The sequence below is a fragment of the Mammaliicoccus fleurettii genome, assembly GCF_002018435.1.
In the GTDB taxonomy this organism is placed as follows: Bacteria; Bacillota; Bacilli; order Staphylococcales; family Staphylococcaceae; genus Mammaliicoccus; species Mammaliicoccus fleurettii.
On sequence record NZ_MWJM01000013.1, the window covers coordinates 53,493 to 69,824 of the forward strand.

The 16,332-nt window shown below is 30.9% G+C and carries 19 protein-coding genes and 1 riboswitch; of the genes, 5 read left to right on the top strand and 14 right to left on the bottom strand.

All coding sequences use genetic code 11. The annotated features are described in order from the left end of the window. Window positions 1-54: 54 nt before the first annotated feature. Window positions 55-915 (bottom strand): GNAT family N-acetyltransferase, encoded by an 861-nt coding sequence (locus tag B2G86_RS10390; protein ID WP_198931341.1) that lies wholly within the window; start codon window positions 913-915, stop codon window positions 55-57. A 152-nt stretch (window positions 916-1,067) separates the two neighbouring features. Here B2G86_RS10390 and B2G86_RS10395 point away from each other — a divergent pair, with 152 nt between their 5' ends. Continuing rightward, entirely contained in the window at window positions 1,068-2,672 is a 1,605-nt protein-coding gene (locus tag B2G86_RS10395) for a BCCT family transporter (protein WP_078358036.1), read from the top strand. Window positions 2,673-2,715: 43 nt separating this feature from the next. Here B2G86_RS10395 and B2G86_RS10400 read toward each other — a convergent pair whose 3' ends face one another. The 4 genes from B2G86_RS10400 to B2G86_RS10415 are packed head-to-tail and all read right to left on the bottom strand — an operon-like array spanning window position 2,716 to window position 5,354. Further along, window positions 2,716-3,252, bottom strand: a complete 537-nt coding sequence (locus tag B2G86_RS10400) for a YqaA family protein (RefSeq protein WP_078358037.1) — start codon at window positions 3,250-3,252, stop codon at window positions 2,716-2,718. Further along, window positions 3,246-3,875: a lysophospholipid acyltransferase family protein gene (locus B2G86_RS10405; protein ID WP_078358038.1), complete on the bottom strand. Its 630-nt coding sequence runs from the start codon at window positions 3,873-3,875 to the stop codon at window positions 3,246-3,248. The genes B2G86_RS10400 and B2G86_RS10405 overlap by 7 nt, the downstream gene beginning before the upstream one ends. Before the next feature lie 13 nt (window positions 3,876-3,888). Further along, on the bottom strand, window positions 3,889-4,827 hold the full coding sequence (locus B2G86_RS10410; protein ID WP_078358039.1) for a phosphatidate cytidylyltransferase: 939 nt from the start codon (window positions 4,825-4,827) through the stop codon (window positions 3,889-3,891). Continuing rightward, window positions 4,827-5,354, bottom strand: a complete 528-nt coding sequence (locus B2G86_RS10415) for a CDP-alcohol phosphatidyltransferase family protein (protein WP_198931340.1) — start codon at window positions 5,352-5,354, stop codon at window positions 4,827-4,829. The genes B2G86_RS10410 and B2G86_RS10415 overlap by 1 nt, the downstream gene beginning before the upstream one ends. Before the next feature lie 225 nt (window positions 5,355-5,579). On the opposite strand from B2G86_RS10415, the gene coaW reads away from it, so the two are divergent. The 3 genes from coaW to B2G86_RS10430 are packed head-to-tail and all read left to right on the top strand — an operon-like array spanning window position 5,580 to window position 7,809. Further along, window positions 5,580-6,377, top strand: coding sequence for a type II pantothenate kinase (gene coaW, locus B2G86_RS10420; protein WP_078358040.1), 798 nt, complete (start codon window positions 5,580-5,582; stop codon window positions 6,375-6,377). Window positions 6,378-6,396: 19 nt separating this feature from the next. Further along, window positions 6,397-7,026, top strand: a complete 630-nt coding sequence (locus B2G86_RS10425) for a pentapeptide repeat-containing protein (RefSeq protein WP_078358041.1) — start codon at window positions 6,397-6,399, stop codon at window positions 7,024-7,026. A 12-nt stretch (window positions 7,027-7,038) separates the two neighbouring features. Next, window positions 7,039-7,809 (top strand): TrmB family transcriptional regulator, encoded by a 771-nt coding sequence (locus B2G86_RS10430; RefSeq protein ID WP_078358042.1) that lies wholly within the window; start codon window positions 7,039-7,041, stop codon window positions 7,807-7,809. Between the two features lie 73 nt (window positions 7,810-7,882). Here B2G86_RS10430 and B2G86_RS10435 read toward each other — a convergent pair whose 3' ends face one another. The 9 genes from B2G86_RS10435 to B2G86_RS10475 all read right to left on the bottom strand — a co-directional run bounded on the left by B2G86_RS10435 (window position 7,883) and on the right by B2G86_RS10475 (window position 15,330). Further along, window positions 7,883-8,416, bottom strand: a complete 534-nt coding sequence (locus B2G86_RS10435; RefSeq protein WP_078358043.1) for a hypothetical protein — start codon at window positions 8,414-8,416, stop codon at window positions 7,883-7,885. Then, the gene (locus B2G86_RS10440; RefSeq protein ID WP_078358044.1) at window positions 8,413-9,033 is read right to left on the bottom strand and encodes an ATP-binding cassette domain-containing protein; all 621 of its coding nucleotides are present in this window, start codon (window positions 9,031-9,033) and stop codon (window positions 8,413-8,415) included. The genes B2G86_RS10435 and B2G86_RS10440 overlap by 4 nt, the downstream gene beginning before the upstream one ends. Further along, window positions 9,030-9,728 carry a hypothetical protein gene (locus B2G86_RS10445; protein ID WP_078358045.1) on the bottom strand — a complete coding sequence of 233 codons (699 nt, stop codon included), beginning with the start codon at window positions 9,726-9,728 and terminating at the stop codon, window positions 9,030-9,032. Before B2G86_RS10445 ends, B2G86_RS10440 begins: the two co-directional genes overlap by 4 nt. Beyond that, a complete protein-coding gene (locus B2G86_RS10450) occupies window positions 9,725-10,381 on the bottom strand; it encodes a hypothetical protein (protein WP_078358046.1) in 657 nt (218 codons plus the stop codon). The genes B2G86_RS10445 and B2G86_RS10450 overlap by 4 nt, the downstream gene beginning before the upstream one ends. Further along, a complete protein-coding gene (locus B2G86_RS10455) occupies window positions 10,368-11,138 on the bottom strand; it encodes a hypothetical protein (RefSeq protein WP_078358047.1) in 771 nt (256 codons plus the stop codon). The genes B2G86_RS10450 and B2G86_RS10455 overlap by 14 nt, the downstream gene beginning before the upstream one ends. A 307-nt stretch (window positions 11,139-11,445) precedes the next feature. Then, on the bottom strand, window positions 11,446-12,111 hold the full coding sequence (locus tag B2G86_RS10460) for a DUF2750 domain-containing protein (protein ID WP_078358048.1): 666 nt from the start codon (window positions 12,109-12,111) through the stop codon (window positions 11,446-11,448). A gap of 97 nt (window positions 12,112-12,208) precedes the next feature. After that, window positions 12,209-13,402 carry an L-aspartate--L-methionine ligase LdmS gene (ldmS, locus tag B2G86_RS10465; protein ID WP_078358049.1) on the bottom strand — a complete coding sequence of 398 codons (1,194 nt, stop codon included), beginning with the start codon at window positions 13,400-13,402 and terminating at the stop codon, window positions 12,209-12,211. Next, window positions 13,399-14,586 (bottom strand): M20 family metallopeptidase, encoded by a 1,188-nt coding sequence (locus B2G86_RS10470; RefSeq protein WP_078358050.1) that lies wholly within the window; start codon window positions 14,584-14,586, stop codon window positions 13,399-13,401. Before B2G86_RS10470 ends, ldmS begins: the two co-directional genes overlap by 4 nt. Window positions 14,587-14,645: 59 nt before the next feature. Then, a riboswitch (SAM riboswitch) is annotated at window positions 14,646-14,744 on the bottom strand. A gap of 43 nt (window positions 14,745-14,787) precedes the next feature. Further along, on the bottom strand, window positions 14,788-15,330 hold the full coding sequence (locus tag B2G86_RS10475) for a GrpB family protein (RefSeq protein WP_078358051.1): 543 nt from the start codon (window positions 15,328-15,330) through the stop codon (window positions 14,788-14,790). Window positions 15,331-15,466: 136 nt separating this feature from the next. Between B2G86_RS10475 and B2G86_RS10480 the strand changes: the two genes are divergently transcribed. After that, on the top strand, window positions 15,467-15,934 hold the full coding sequence (locus B2G86_RS10480; RefSeq protein ID WP_078358052.1) for an S-ribosylhomocysteine lyase: 468 nt from the start codon (window positions 15,467-15,469) through the stop codon (window positions 15,932-15,934). Window positions 15,935-16,332 lie beyond the last annotated feature (398 nt).

Here is a 16,332-nt window from a genome sequence, read left to right on the forward strand (position 1 = left end):
TAATCATAACAGTTTACGATTATAATTGACAAGCTGATTTTTAGCAAATGTTTGTTAATACTTAATATATTTCATAAGTTTGATATAGTCTTCTGATTTTTGTATTTCTACAAATCTTGCTTTCTCACATAAAGGCTTTAATTTGTTGTTTGAACCAAATAAAGTAATATGTATTTCTTTCTTATCTGCAAATCTTCTACGTACGAAGGTACTCAACTGTCTTAAAGCACTTTCTGCTATACCTTCTTTTCTTTCATTTTCTTCTACTTCTATACTTCGAATATCAAAGCTTTGTCCTTTATCTTCCAATACAATAATGCCCACTTTTTGATTATCTTTCATTAAGTGAATATCTACAAACTCGTTATCTAAATTATCTTCATTTAATACTAGCTTTAATGATGATACATATTTAGAATCTAAATCTAAATAATATAAGCGCTCTTTACCTAGAGGACCTTCTTCTTTAGTTGCGGTATGCATAAAGCCTGCTCTTTCATATAAATTCCATGCAGCCTCATTTTCAGCATCTACTACTAAATATAAATGATCAAAATCAGGGAACACAAATTGTACATATTCCGGTAAATTCATCATAATCGTTGTTCCATATCCATTGCCTTGATACTTTTCATTAATTGATAAAGAACGAATATATACTACATTATCTGGTGTATCATAACCTTCATGTTGATAATATTTATGAAGGACAAAGAAACCAATAATTTCATTTTTCTCATTCACAACGATATTTGGCCTTCTATCAGGATCATTAATAGCACCATCTAACACTTCTTTTGGCAAAGAAGAATAGATTTGTTGACGCTCATTTAAACGAAAATCATATAGTGCCGTTCTCATACTTTCTTCAAAAGGTTTAATTTCAATATCACCGAATTGTTTTGCTTTCATTATTTAAATCCCCCCGTGTATTTATACATATCATACCGAACTTTATGTTCAATGCGCAATTAAGAACCTTATTATCTATTTATAAATTCTATGTTAATATCAATTTTATAAGGGTACTAAAATAAAGACTGCATTATTTATGAAGGGGGAAAATTATGAATCAGTCTGAAGAGCATCACGACAATAAGAATAATAAAACAACATTAGTTTTCTGGGTATCTATGTCTATTATAATATTGGTTACGCTAACTGCAGGCATATTTCCTAAAGGGTTTGGCAAATATGCCAATGTTTTATACACATTTATATCAAATAGTACGGGATGGTTATTCTTAATAATTGTTTTTGTATTAGACATTTTCTTAATTGGCTTAGCAATTACAAGGTTTGGACGTTTTAAACTCGGAAGAGATGACGAAGAACCAGAATTTTCTTTTATTTCTTGGATTGGTATGCTATTTTCAGCTGGCTTAGGTGTCGGTATCGTTTTCTGGGGTGTGGCAGAACCAATGACACACTATCTAAAATCACCTTTGCCAAATGAAGTAGATGGTAGCACTTTAGAATCTGCACGATTAGCTATGGGATACACATTCTTCCATTGGGGAATTTCACAATGGTCTATCTTTGCGATGGCTGGATTAATCGTAGCTTATTTCCAATTTAGAAAACGTAGAGATGGATTAATTTCCACAGCAATGGAACCCGTATTTGGTGAAGCTTACAAGAAACCTTACAGAAATATCATCGATGTACTTGCTATTGTAGCTACAGTAATGGGTATAGCGACATCAATTGGTCTCGGTATTTTACAAATCGGCGGCGGCCTTCATCATGTCTTTAATATTCCTAATAATAATTGGACCAAAATCATCATTACAGTAATTATGACTGTATTATTCCTTGGATCAGCTGCATCAGGTTTAAATAAAGGGGTTAAATGGCTAAGTAACGCAAATATCTTTATTTGTTTTGCATTACTATTATTCATTTTAGTATTAGGTCCGACACAATTTATATTTGAAACATTCACTCTCGCGATTGGTGATTACATTTCTAATTTCGTACAATATAGTTTACGATTAAACCCTTATGAAGGTGACAACTCATGGCTTCAACAATGGACAGTATTCTATTGGGCTTGGGTTATTGCTTGGTCACCATTTATTGGTGGTTTCGTAGCACGTGTTTCACGTGGTAGAACTATTCGTGAATTTGTTATTGGTGTACTAATTATTCCACCACTTATTTCATTTTCTTGGATTGCTACATTTGGTGGAACTGCAATATACTTAGTAATCAATAAAGGTGCAAGTATTGCCGAAGACGTTAAAGGAGATTATACAGTAGCCTTATTCTCCTTATTATCACACTTCCCGTTTTACGAAGCGACTAGTGTATTAGCAATAATATTAATCTTCTTATTCTTAGTTACAAGTGCAGACTCAACTACATTCATTCTATCAAGTATGTCTGATAGAGGATCAGTCACACCACCCTTTAAATATAAAATCGTTTGGGGTACACTGATTGGGGCAATCTCAGTATCAATGACATTAGCCGGTGGATTAGAAAGTTTACAAACCGCCTCCATAGTTGCTGGGTTACCATTTGCATTTATACTATTTCTCATGATGTTCTCAATTATGAAAGCATTAAGAAGAGAACCATCCGAACACTTTAAAATGACTTATATCAAAGATGACACAGATTTCTCTAAATCCTTAGAAGAACGTGAAGAAGAAGAAAATAAGAAATAGAACACAAAAAGCGCTTCCCACGGTGGGAAGTGCTTTTTATTTTTTAAAATGAATGAATTGAAAAATAAATAATATATACAATGATCCACACGATTAACCACATTGAAACTTTCAAATATTGATTTAAATTTTTAAAAATAATATGACTTAAAAAATAAGCAATGTAACTCGTTAAAATAAATCTCAATAATCTCGCAAAGAAACTAATGACCACGAAAGTAAAAAACGAAATCCCTTGTTGATAACTTAACATTGCATAAAGTTTATAAGGAACACCAAATAAGGGTGCTTCTATCAATCCTAGAACGCCTTTGTCTTCTAAAGAAGTCATAACATGTTCGAACATATACTCATGAATTCCTGGTATTTTAAGCATTACTGATTCCAAAAATGTTAAATGTTGAATAGAAATGATATAGACGATTACACCACCTACTACTGCTCCAGTAATCGCAATTATGTTTGCTAGTAATATTTTGAATTTACTTTTTTGTTTCATTGCATAATATGTTAATGCAACATCTGGTATGATAAAAAATATGATCGCTTCTAAAAACGCCCATGCAAAGATGATTACCATTCTTTAAAATCACCTTCATTTCTCAAATCATTCATACGGCTATTCAGTTCATCCATAAATTCTTTTCTATTTTTATTAAAAAGAAATGACTGACCCACAAAAATATCTACGAAGAATGGTACAAATAATTTTGATCCTTTAGGTAATGATTTTCCTAAACCATGTAAAAATAATGGCTGAATGGGTATATCAGGTCTTTCTCTCATTAAGTAATAAATACCAGACTTATACTTTGAAAGTTTTTCTGGTTCTCCTCTACTACCTTCAGGATATAAAATAATAATACTTCCTTCATCCAATGCTGTAACAATTGGTTCAAATAGCCCTTTTATATCCCGAGTCATTTTTCTTTCTATTGGAATAATCTGCATAATATTAATTGAAAACCATTTTAAAAGTTTATTCTTAAAAAAATAATCACCCGCTGCAACAGGTCGAGCTTTTTTAAATCCTTTTCCTTGGAATAACGACAGCAATACAAGTGTATCTAAATGTGAATTATGATTAGCGATAATCACTATTGGTCCTTCTTTAGGTAACCATTCTCTTCTGCGTATATTTAAACCTAAAACGATTAGGATGATTGGTTTAATTATCATTGTAAATATAATGAGTCTTAACATATTAGTTCACTCCTTAAAAGTAAAAGAACCTTACAAAGTGGAAGAATAATGGCGCTGTGTAAGTCAGGGAATCAACTCTATCTAAAATACCACCATGACCTGGAATAGCTTGTGAAGTATCTTTAATATTTAAATCTCTTTTCAATGCTGATATATTCACGTCTCCAATAAATCCCATAATACTAATGTAAATTCCCGCTATAATCATTCCTAAAAGCGTAAATGGTGTTAAAAATGGTGCAATACATAATGATAAAATGGTAGTTGCTAAAATGCCGCCAACAAAACCTTCCCAAGTTTTATTCGGACTCACTTTAGGTACTATTTTATGTTTACCAAATGCTTTACCAAATAAAAATTGGAACACATCATTAGCTTGCGTTAATATCACTAGAAATAGTACAAGACTTGCGCCAGGAACAGTACTTTTTTCACCTGGTAAGACAATTAAATAAGCCAAATGACTTAGGCTAAATACCATAAGCATTAATCCCCACTGAACGGATCCCATCGATTGTAGAAAACCTTTTGTCTCACCGATAAATATGGCTTGTATAGGGATAAATAAGAACATATATACTGGTATAAAAATAATGAACATGCCGTAAAAACCGAAATAAATAAATGTAAACTGAATTGGTATGGATAAATATGCCCAGAACAAGACAGCTCTATGACTACGATTAGTTGGAATAAGTGAAAAATATTCTTTCAAAGCTAGGAAACACAATAAAGCTAGAAATATCAAAGAAACTGTAGAATGAATGACAAGTGCTATCGTAAAGATGATGCACATGCCCCACCATGATTTAATACGCAATTTAATTTCAGTAAAATCTTTATCGGGATAACGTTTCGTTAAATAAGCACAAATCAAACTAGATAAGACTAATACAATAAATACGCCAATCATAACGACAATCATTTCGTTTGATATCTTCCCTAAATTCATTATTTTGCCTCCTCTAACCCCTTATTTATTCTATTGTAAATATTTACAATCATAAGTATTGAACAAATATAAAATACAAAATGTAAATACGGTATAACATTCAATTGAACAAATATTAAGAAGCTAATTAAACCGACTATAAATGCTCTATCACTTTTCCCCATCGGTCCATCATACCTTCTTGAACTACCTATTACTTGAACGGTTACACCAGCCATTTCACTTATAATAGATAAAGCAATAAATAAAATAATCCCTACACCAAAATCATGAGCTATAAATAAGAATGGAATAAATAAACAAACATCACTTATTACATCCCCTAGTTCATTCAATAATAACCCTAACTTAGATTTCATATTATATTTTTTTGCCATAACACCATCAATTGCATTTAATGCCATCCTTACAAACATAACGATTGGCATTAAGATATAAATCCATTTATTATCATGAAACACACTTAATACAGCTCCAGTAACAATTGATAATAACAACGCCAAGATTGTAACTTGATTTGGTGTCATACCGATGTTCCTCATCCATTTTACTATTGGCATTAGTAATTTTTGAAATTTTGGTTTTATTTCGTATATGCTAATCAATAAAGAACACCCCATTATCTTTTGTTTCCATCTTATCATGTAACGATACATTTTCTACTAATTATTTTTTGTTTCGTTAATTTATCAATTACATTAATTTATAGTATAATAGCAATAATTTATTTCTTAATTTGAAGAGGTGTTTTTGTGAAGATTGGAATTGATGCGGGAGGTACACTTATTAAAGTTGTCACTGAAACGAACAATAAAAGAACATTTAAAAAATGGTTAACAACTCAAATAGACCAAGTAGCCGAATGGTTAAATCATATTGATAAGGCTGATATTTCTATCACTGGAGGAAAGGCTCAATATTTAGATTCGATAATTAAGCATAATGTAAAGCGTAGCATTGAATTTGAAGCTACTTATACAGGTATCCAAATTTTATTAAAAGAACATGATATTCATTTAGATACATATATATTTACAAACGTAGGAACAGGAACTTCTATCCATTACGCAACAGCACAAAATCAAGAGCGTGCTGGCGGTACAGGAGCTGGTGGAGGTATGATACAAGGTTTAGGCTATTTACTTACCCAAATCAGTGATTATGAAGAATTAGTCCAAACTGCAATAAACGGCGATAGAGATAAAATAGATTTGAAAGTTAAACATATCTATAAAGGCGACAAAACACCTATTTCTGGAGATTTAACAGCAGCCAACTTCGGCCATGTATTACAAAACATCCATGATGATTTCCCAAATACAGATCGATTAGCTGCCCTTATGGGAATTGTGGGTGAAACTGTTACAACAGTCTCGATTCATGCTGCAAAACAATTTAAAACTGAAAATGTTGTCTATATCGGGTCATCATTTGTAAACAATGACTTACTTCGAAATATAGTCGTAGATTATACAATTTTACGTGGTTTAAATCCTTACTTCATTGAAAACGGAGAATTCTCTGGAGCATTAGGTTCTATATATTGCTAAATAATAAGGAGGATCCCTCATGAAAATGATCGAACCAAAGTTAAAGAAAGAATTTGAGTTTACAGAAGATCAAGAATATACATTATTACAATCTTCTTACGATTTATACTTTAATAAAACAACAATTCATTTTGATGACGAAACAAGTCAAATAGATACGATTTATTTCAATCAATGTACATTTGAATCAGTTGATTTCACAAAAATTCATGCACTAGATATTGTATTTAAAGGATGCGATTTATCAAATTGTGTCTTTAATGATGCGTCTATAAATAGAGTTCAATTTTTAGACTGTCGTATGATTGGTGCCACCTTTTCAGACCTTAAACTGAAGCATGTACAATTTTCAAACTGCCAATTGAAAATGAGTCAATTTTTAAACTGTAACTTGAACCATGTATTATTCAATGATAATCAAATGGCAGAAACGTATATTTCGTTTTGTAAGCAAAAATCAATAGAAATCGTGCGATGTTCCCTTGATTCGCTAGAAGTTGTAGAAACATCATTAAACAATGTTGATTTATCTACGAATGAAATAGAACAGCTTATTATACAGCCAACTGATTTAAAAGGCGCAACCGTTTCTGAATTTCAGGCATATGATATACTTCCGTTATTCGGAGTTAGTGTAACATCAAACTAGAAGGTGATTATGATGAATCAAATGATAACGATATTAAAGCGTTTTGGATTAAGTGAATATGGATCTAAAGCATACATTTCATTAGTACAAAACCCTGGAATTACAGCTTATAAATTAAGCGAAATATCCAATGTTCCAAGATCAAAAATTTATGAAGCGCTTAATAAACTCGAAGAACAAGGATTAGCATACTTTAACTTAAAAGATCAAAAAAAATATTACTATGCATTATCGCCCGAACAAACAATTCAATTATTTGAAAGAAAACAAAACGAAGAGCTCATTCAGCTTGAAACAGAAATCAATAAATTAAATACAGTAACAGAAAATGCACAAATCCAAATAGAAGTACTTACGAATAAATCAACGATAATTGACAATGTTGAATATGCTATCCAAAAAGCTGAAAAACAAATAACCGTTTCAATATGGCCAGACATATATGAAATCATAACTAAAAATATCAATAAAAATATACATGTACAAGGCATTACCTTCCAGGTCGATCAACCAAAGTACGATTTAATCAATCATCGATATACAAATTACGTAAAAAGTTCATTAACACTAAAACCATTCGTCGTAATTGTAGATAATGAATATATGATATATGGACAAACCGATGAAACAGATATGCGTGCATATATAAGTCGGGACCGCACCCAGATAAAAATGATGAAAGACTATATTTGGCATGACGTAATAGTAAATAAATATATAAGTAAATTTGAAGAAGATATAGAAGACGAAATAACCCTTAAGAGAAAAGCCTTTTTCTCTTAAGGGTTATTTTATGGGATAAATAATTTTACTACGTTGGGATGTAGTAACTACTTTAGTAGTCACTAATAATGTATCAAACTATTTTACCACCGTCAACTTTTATTGGAAAATATAATTTTTTTAATTTATGGCCATTGCGATCAAGGTAAGAAAGTTCTAAATCATTGTCTCCATCAGAATCTAATGGCATATACCTAAATGTTACGCGTCCCTCATAAACATTATGCTTATCAAAATAAGATCGATCCGGCATAATTCTTTTGCCACTTTTCAATTTAAATTCATCGGATTGTTGCAATATTTCATTATTAACACGTAAAAATAAGTTTGCATCAATATTATTATAATATTGATCTGGATAGTCTTTCTTTTTAACTATTTTGATATCTGCACTTACCATTATTTCTTTTTCTTTAATCTTATAACTTAAATTACTAAATTGCATCGTTCCGACAGATATATCATGCGATTGATTGAGTTTAATTTTTTCTTCCTTAAGTTCATAATCTTGAAATTCTGCGTTTACTTTATGATACTGGATGCATCCTAATGTAACGAGAACTACAAATACGATAATAACAGATAATAGGATTACTTTATTCTTCATTCTAATGCACCTGCTTCTATATGAACCACCTCATCAACAACTCTTTCTATGTCTTCAAATTGATGTGAAGCTATCAATATTGTACATCCTTGCTGTTTTAATATTTCAAGGATTTCAACAAGTTTCTCAATACTCTTTTTATCCAATGCATTGGTAGGTTCATCTAAAACAATTAACTCTGGGTCTCCCATTAACGTTTGAGCGATACCCACTTTCTGTTTCATACCTAATGAATATTTCCTTACTTTCCTTTTATCTTTATAATCAAGTCCAAGTTCTACTAAATATTTAGTCATTACATTGATATCTGTTATGCCTTTTAATGCAGCTACTAATTTAAGATTTTTTAAAGCTGTAAATTCAGGTATGATGCTAGGCTTTTCAATAAACACGCCAACTTTAAGTGGATATTTTGCTCCAAATTTAAGTGGTTCATTATTAATAATGACTTGTCCATCAACTTTAATTAATCCTAAAGTTGCTCTTAAAAGCATCGTCTTTCCAGACCCATTACGTCCTTTAAATCCATAGACTTTTCCACATTCAATTTCTAAATTTATATTATTCAACAATTGATTGCCTTGGTGTTCTTTTGAAACATTTACTAATTTAATCATTCTTCATCATCACCTCTTTGAAATTTCATGTGATGATCACGTCCTATTTCAATAAACAACAACATATTCACCACAACAATAGATAGCACACAATACAATAAATTCGTGTAAGATACACCTTGTATTCTTGAAAACAATGATTCATTTAATATATTAATATCCAAATCAAACCTTGTTGTGGCAATTACCCACAATAACGATATCATAAAGCTTATATAAAATTTATAAGCTATGTAAGTCCAAATAAATACAATCATTAAGAAATAAATACTCACTATTAAATACGATAAATGTATAGCGTTAATCCTAAATTCGCCATCAATAAGAGAAATGATCAACCATATACTTGTAATATAAATTACACTTAAAATAAACGGTATTATTAGAAGAATCATCCATTTTCCAGTAACATTTAATAGCATTTGCCACTCTACAATGTAATATTGATAAATAACATGTATAAATCGATAAATGAACATCATGCCAAGTAACATAATCAATATATATAAACCAGGTATTCTATATAAATGCATACTCAATTCATTGTCATTATTACCTCGAAAGATAAACTCCCATAAACTAACTCTTATATATGGGCTAAATAACATTAATACCAAAAGAAAAATTCCATTTATAATTATGAATATTTTCCATAAACTTTGAATGATGCCACCTGTAAATTTTAAAATATTCATGTCCTTATTTCCTTTTTACTAATAATCCACTCTACAACTAAATATAGAAATATTATGAGGAGCAATTGGTACATAGTCCATGACCAAGAAAGTGAAAAAAATCTCTTTGAATCAATAATCAAATAGTTCCACTTTCCACCTTGCATTAATACAAAATCTATAAATACCATTAAATTTACAAACACTAATGAAATAGCACGATTCAAAAAACTTATATACAGAGTAAGAGCTATTAATGATATCGTAAAATTACCTGCTATCAACATACAAGCTGTTACAAGAAATATCATATTGAATCGAACTTGAAAATTCAGCGCTATCATACTAGCAAACAACATTTCAATACTAACAAGTAATGAGATGACAACTACATATAATAGGACCTCTATCTTTAAACACTTTCTAAATTCAATAAATACTTTATGAACAAACTCATCACGATAAAATACAATCGTCATAGTTGTTAAAATAGGTAATACAACATAAGTAAGCGTAAATTTGCTTAATAATAAATTTGTGAATTGAAAGTCATCAGAAGAAAAGTAACCAACACTTCCCTCCTGATATAAAATCATTAAAACAAAGAAAGCAATATTCCACATTAGAAATTTTATATTTATTAAGGAAGTTAATCTGTATTTAATTAAGTTCATTTTTGTACATACCTCTTACATAGAAATATCTTGAAAGGCCGATGAATAGTCCCAAAGTTAACAGAATCGGCAAAACTTCAAAATACATAAATTCTGTTCTTCCCATTAAGAAATATATTGGTGGTACGATAAAAGGTTCATAAGTCAAATTTGATAATATAATTAATAAAATTTGAAAGATAAATGGATCAATCATAGCTAAAATTCTTTTATTCGTATATAGAGAAAGTGTTATCGCAAACACATTCATAATAGCACCCCAAATACCCGTCAATGAAATATACAACAATATATATAGTAACGGCATTGTATAATATAAATGAACACTTAAAGTGTTCCAGCTAAATATACCAATTGGGTTATTAGTAATTCTTTCTGGCAAAATATCAGGTAGTATTAAAAATTCACCAACAAAATTTATTAATAGTGGAATTATTACTAGTAGTAAAGCAACAATACTTGAGTATAAAATCACTTGAATGTCTACGGACTTATTCTCATGATACATATAGGCATGATGTAATAAATGTTGTTTACGATCTTGTATAAAAATATCACTCACACCAATAGATACAGCTAAAGGCATCATTAATAGAAATACGGTTTGAAAGCCACTATACCCATCAAATAATAAAGATTGAGTATATGGTGTATTTTCTAACAATTTATTAATACCATAAGTTTGATAAGCGTCAAATAAATGTAATACTGCAATAATTATTAAAATGGTAAAAACTATATATAATTGCAACCTCATTATACGTAGTTTCATATAATTTAAAATTGTTACCACCTACTTTTAAAGCTATAATATGGAGCAAATTGTTGAATAGATAATAATAGCAAGCATACTACTATAAAAATCCCCTTTTTCAACTCCACCACTTCCTGTTCCATTATTTTACATTTCGAAATGTTAGATATATTTTATATTAATGTAAACGCTTTTACAACGACGTTTAAATATATTTATTTTAAATTTTTACAACTTATTCAAGACATAAAAAAAGACTTTTGCTATTTAGCAAAAGTCTTTATAAATTACTATTTACTTGTTTATTTTTCTAACAAGGCATTGCTTTTAATACTGCTTTTGGATCTGTAATTGTACCGATCATACCTGATTTTAAGTTAATACCTAAAGCAATATTTTCTTGTTTTAAGTCTTCTAACCATTCTTCAAAGACACCTGTTTCTACTTCTATAACATCGTATTCTTCAAAATCATCACGACGTACTTTTTCAGCAAGTTTACGTGTGCTCCAAACTGTCATCATATTTGGTAAACTAGCATCTTCTTCTTCTGAAACGATGATAAATTGTTTTTGTCCTTTAACTGTTAACCCGTATACATAAGTCTCATTACAAATATCTTCTGCAAATTCTTCAATTCGGATATCATCTAGTTCACTCATAATTTCTTCAATAAATGATATTGCTTCTATCTCTATTCCCTTGTTACTTTCGTACTTATCTATGATGAACTTGTCCCCTTCATCAAGAATGTCATCCATTTCATATGTTACAAATCTATCTAAATCTAAGTCCATTATTTTATCATATAGAGTAATATTATTCTCTTCTAAATATGATTCAGCAAATTCTTTTTTCGACCAGATTAAACGAATATCTGTTGCTTCATCTCTTAGAATTTTGCGGTCGATTAAAACAACGTAAAATTTTTCCTTAGCTAATATTTGTTTGAACATAGACATATCCTGGATAGCCATTGTCATACCACCCTTTTCATTATATTTAATCCCAATAAAATATAGTATAGTTAAAAGGTATAAGTCAATAAAAATTACATTAAATGAAGAAAATTTTTTATTTGTTGGTGCTACTCAATTCTTCAAGAAATGATTGTTCTTGTTCTAAAGCTTTAGATTCAGTTTCTGCATGCCATATTCCTGCAAATCTCGATTTCACTGCATCTTTACCAAAATAGTCTCCATCATAGTAAGAAAGTGGATATAAGTATCCAGCTACAATGTATTTTTTGATAGTTTGTATGAAATGCGTGTTATCGCCTTTTGAGTGATAACTCAAAAACTTTTGATAAGCGTCATTCATTCGGTCTTTAAGTAATAGCATACTTGTCGATCCATTTTGTCTAAAGTTTAAATCAATCGCAAATACTTGCCCATCTTTATCGATTAATAAATCAAAACCTGATACACCTTTATACCCATATTCTACACCTTTTTTCATTATTTCATACCCTGCATCAATTACCTTTTGAGGTACTTCAGTAGAATTAGTATTACCATTGTAAAATCCATATTCATCTGTAAGTTGTTTCACAGCGCCAATATATTGTATACCCGTTTTTTCACTATATACATATTGTACACAATAATTATCAACTTCTTCAATAAATTGCTCAATGATAATGCTTTTCGTATCACTAGCTTCTTTAATACGTGCTATTGCCTTATTTAAATCATCTTCATTGTAACATATCATCACACCGTATCCACCAGCAGTAGGCAACTCATCTCCTGGCTTAATCACAAGTGGCAGTTTCCAATGTTTTATTTTTTCGTCAAATTCATTACGCTCTACTATTTCACGCTTTGGTAAATATTTTCCACTTGTCCATTGCGCTATTTTAGCTTTGTTATTTAAATCGATAAATCTTGGTTTATACACTGCATAATCTTCACCTTTACATAACTGTTCACCATGTATGTATTGGAAGAAGATTTTCTTATTATCATGAGTTATTTGGTTAATTAAATGTTCGTAACTTTCTCTATCATTGAATGTATATAAATTTTTCGGAATTTCAACATTAACTAATTTTAGTAAATCTTGAACATTGTTGGTTAAACAAGCTTCATGTACAATCATAGGCATCTTGCTAATAATCATTTCTCTTGCTGTTAAAAAATTAGATTGATCTTCTTCAGCTTTTAACCAAGGATTATCCTCATATGATGGTCTTGAATTGTATACTATATAGTCTTCGTATAAATCTTGAAGTGTTAATGTTAGTGGTTTCCTGTACTCATTTTTCATAATAAGTTCTCCCTTAATGTTTGATGATGCTCGATAATTTCATTTCTAAGGGATACGTTCTCTATAAGTTCTAAACCCATTGAGGCTAATATTTTCGCACCACTTATCAATGCTTTGTCACCTTTAGTACTTGCAGCTGCTTGGCAAAATTCTTTTGTATGACCGACTAAATTAGATGGTCCAATCTTTATATGGGGATGTATAGTCGGTACGATATGACTTACATTCCCCGTATCTGTTGAACCAAAACCAAAATCGTCATCAATAACTTCTTCACCAATTTCTTCGGCATGTCTTCTAAACAATTCATCTAGCGGATTGTTTATAACAAATTCATTCACACCATTTTGTATTGGTCGTAGTTCGTATGTTCCACCCGTTTGTATAGCTGCACCTTCAGCTATTTTACGCACTTTATCTGTAAGTTCATCTAAATGTTTACGAGATGTTGCGCGTGTATAGAAACGTGCATGTGTAAAGTCTGGAATAATATTCGCCGCTTCTCCACCATTTAAAATGACACCATGCACTTTGTCAGTTTTCTTAATTTGCTGTCTTAACATACTTACTCCATTAAAAAATGACAGCATAGCATCAAGCGCATTTACAGCTTCATAAGCATTTTCTGATGCGTGCGCGCTTTTACCGTAGAACTTAACATCAAATACATCAACAGCTAAAGAAGGAACCGTCACGTAGGTTTCATGTCCTGGATGTACCATTAAAGCAACATCTATATTGTCTATAATTCCCGCTTTTACATAACTTGCTTTAGCACTTCCATTAATGCCACCTTCTTCTGCAGGACAACCTAATACTACGACTTTTCCGCCAACTTGATCTACCACTTTTGACAAGCTGATACCTGCTAACACACTAGAAGTCCCAATAATGTTATGTCCACATGCATGTCCAAGCCCAGGTAAGGCGTCATACTCAGCTAAATAAGCAATCGTCGGTCCTTCCTTTTTAGAATCGTATGTAGCAATGAAACCAGTTGGATGATTCGCAATATTCTTCTCTATTGTAAAGTGATGACTTTTCAATTGATCACTTAATAATCTAGATGCAAATATTTCTTCATTACCTAATTCAGGACGCTCATGAATTTGATGACTCATTGATAAATATAAGTGCTTATTCTGTTCTATATAGTTTATAATATTTTGTGATAAATTACTCATTAACCATTCACCTTTCCAATATAAAGGCGCACTACTTTATAAGGAGTGCGCCAATCGATCATTTATCTTCCAGTAAAAACTGTAGGAATTGGCACCTTTCCATAATGGGAGGTTGCTGGACTTCATCGGGCCCATCCCTCAGTCACTCTTGATAATTCGTATGAAATTTGACTTTAATACTAACTTTATCACTCGGATATGTCAATGATTTGTAGCAATATCATTTGCTTTTACATACCACTTCTCCGCTTTTTTCTCGAACTCTTTAATCATACTATCTTTACCTTTATAGTATTGTTCACTATCTGCAGGATAATCGATAACTAAATCATGTTTTAATCGGCTATACCTTTCTCTTTCTCCATTAAAAGTTCTTAAGTAATCTCTAAAGGATAATAGTCTTAAAATATGCGGACTTCCTTCATCATATATATGTAAATGGTGCGAAACTGCTCCGAAATCATCATATTTTTTAAAGTATCTATTGCCTATGACTCCACGTTCACCTTTAGACTCATATCCTAAAGCTGATAATTCATGTGTAAAAGAATCGATTGTGTTGCTATCTTTCACTACGATTAATATATCTATAATCGGCTTTGCAGATAATCCAGGAATAGCAGTTGATCCAATATGTTCTATGCTTATACTATGTTCTTTCAATAACGACTGTAAGTACTTTTTCTCTTCAAGAAAAAGATGTTGCCATATACTGTCGTAAGGGACTACTTCTAACCTCTTCATTTCATCACCTAATTTCAGAATAATTTATTATATTATCTTATAAAGTAACATATAAAGAAAGTAAAAGAAATCTGAATTGATTGTTTTTTCAAAATTTACTTGATATAATTATGCCGAAATCAAAGGAGGAATCTTCATGACAAAAATGAATGTCGAAAGTTTTAATTTAGATCATACAAAAGTAGATGCACCTTTTGTTAGACTTGCTGGAATTAAAGAAGGACAAAAAGGTGACGTTATTCATAAATATGATATTCGTTTCAAACAACCAAACAAAGAACATATGGAAATGCCTGCATTGCACTCATTAGAACATTTAATGGCTGAAAATATTAGAAACCATACTGATAAAGTGGTTGATGTAAGTCCAATGGGTTGCCAAACAGGTTTTTATGCTTCATTTATTAACCATGATGATTATGATGATGTATTATCTATCCTAGAAGCGACTTTAAAAGATGTTGAAAAGGCAACAGAAGTACCAGCATGTAATGAAGTACAATGTGGTTGGGCAGCAAGCCATTCATTAGAAGGCGCTCAACAATTAGCAACTGAATTTTTAGCTGAAAGAGAAAGCTGGAAAAATATCTTTAAAGAAGATTAATATATAAATTATAGAGGCTGAGACAAATTAATTCTCAGCCTCCATTTTGTAATCAAGTCTAGTTTTACTGTACTTCTTATCAGCAATTTTGCCTACAACTGCTTTTAACGTACCCCTTATCAGCAATTTTGTCTAGAACTGCTTTTAACGTACCTCTTATCAGCAATTTTGCTTAGAATTGCTTTTAACACACCTCTTATCAGCAATTTTGCCTAGAACTGCTTTTAACACACCTCTTATCAGCAATTTTGCTTAGAATTGCTTTTAACACACCTCTTATCAGCAATTTTGCTTAGAATTGCTTTTAACACACCTCTTATCGAATATGTCCATATAATTGTGTAATAAAATAAGAGCCATATATAGCTCACTTTAGTACAATGTAATCGACGAAGAAA

Coding starts and splice junctions, on each gene's coding strand:
- B2G86_RS10395 (WP_078358036.1), top strand. CDS start 1,068: ATGAATCAGTCTGAAGAGCATCACGACAATAAGAATAATAAAACAACA.
- B2G86_RS10400 (WP_078358037.1), bottom strand. CDS start 3,252: ATGGTAATCATCTTTGCATGGGCGTTTTTAGAAGCGATCATATTTTTT.
- B2G86_RS10405 (WP_078358038.1), bottom strand. CDS start 3,875: ATGTTAAGACTCATTATATTTACAATGATAATTAAACCAATCATCCTA.
- B2G86_RS10410 (WP_078358039.1), bottom strand. CDS start 4,827: ATGAATTTAGGGAAGATATCAAACGAAATGATTGTCGTTATGATTGGC.
- B2G86_RS10415 (WP_198931340.1), bottom strand. CDS start 5,354: ATGACACCAAATCAAGTTACAATCTTGGCGTTGTTATTATCAATTGTT.
- B2G86_RS10425 (WP_078358041.1), top strand. CDS start 6,397: ATGAAAATGATCGAACCAAAGTTAAAGAAAGAATTTGAGTTTACAGAA.
- B2G86_RS10430 (WP_078358042.1), top strand. CDS start 7,039: ATGAATCAAATGATAACGATATTAAAGCGTTTTGGATTAAGTGAATAT.
- B2G86_RS10435 (WP_078358043.1), bottom strand. CDS start 8,416: ATGAAGAATAAAGTAATCCTATTATCTGTTATTATCGTATTTGTAGTT.
- B2G86_RS10440 (WP_078358044.1), bottom strand. CDS start 9,033: ATGATTAAATTAGTAAATGTTTCAAAAGAACACCAAGGCAATCAATTG.
- B2G86_RS10445 (WP_078358045.1), bottom strand. CDS start 9,728: ATGAATATTTTAAAATTTACAGGTGGCATCATTCAAAGTTTATGGAAA.
- B2G86_RS10450 (WP_078358046.1), bottom strand. CDS start 10,381: ATGAACTTAATTAAATACAGATTAACTTCCTTAATAAATATAAAATTT.
- B2G86_RS10455 (WP_078358047.1), bottom strand. CDS start 11,138: ATGAGGTTGCAATTATATATAGTTTTTACCATTTTAATAATTATTGCA.
- B2G86_RS10460 (WP_078358048.1), bottom strand. CDS start 12,111: ATGGCTATCCAGGATATGTCTATGTTCAAACAAATATTAGCTAAGGAA.
- ldmS (WP_078358049.1), bottom strand. CDS start 13,402: ATGAAAAATGAGTACAGGAAACCACTAACATTAACACTTCAAGATTTA.
- B2G86_RS10470 (WP_078358050.1), bottom strand. CDS start 14,586: ATGAGTAATTTATCACAAAATATTATAAACTATATAGAACAGAATAAG.
- B2G86_RS10475 (WP_078358051.1), bottom strand. CDS start 15,330: ATGAAGAGGTTAGAAGTAGTCCCTTACGACAGTATATGGCAACATCTT.
- B2G86_RS10480 (WP_078358052.1), top strand. CDS start 15,467: ATGACAAAAATGAATGTCGAAAGTTTTAATTTAGATCATACAAAAGTA.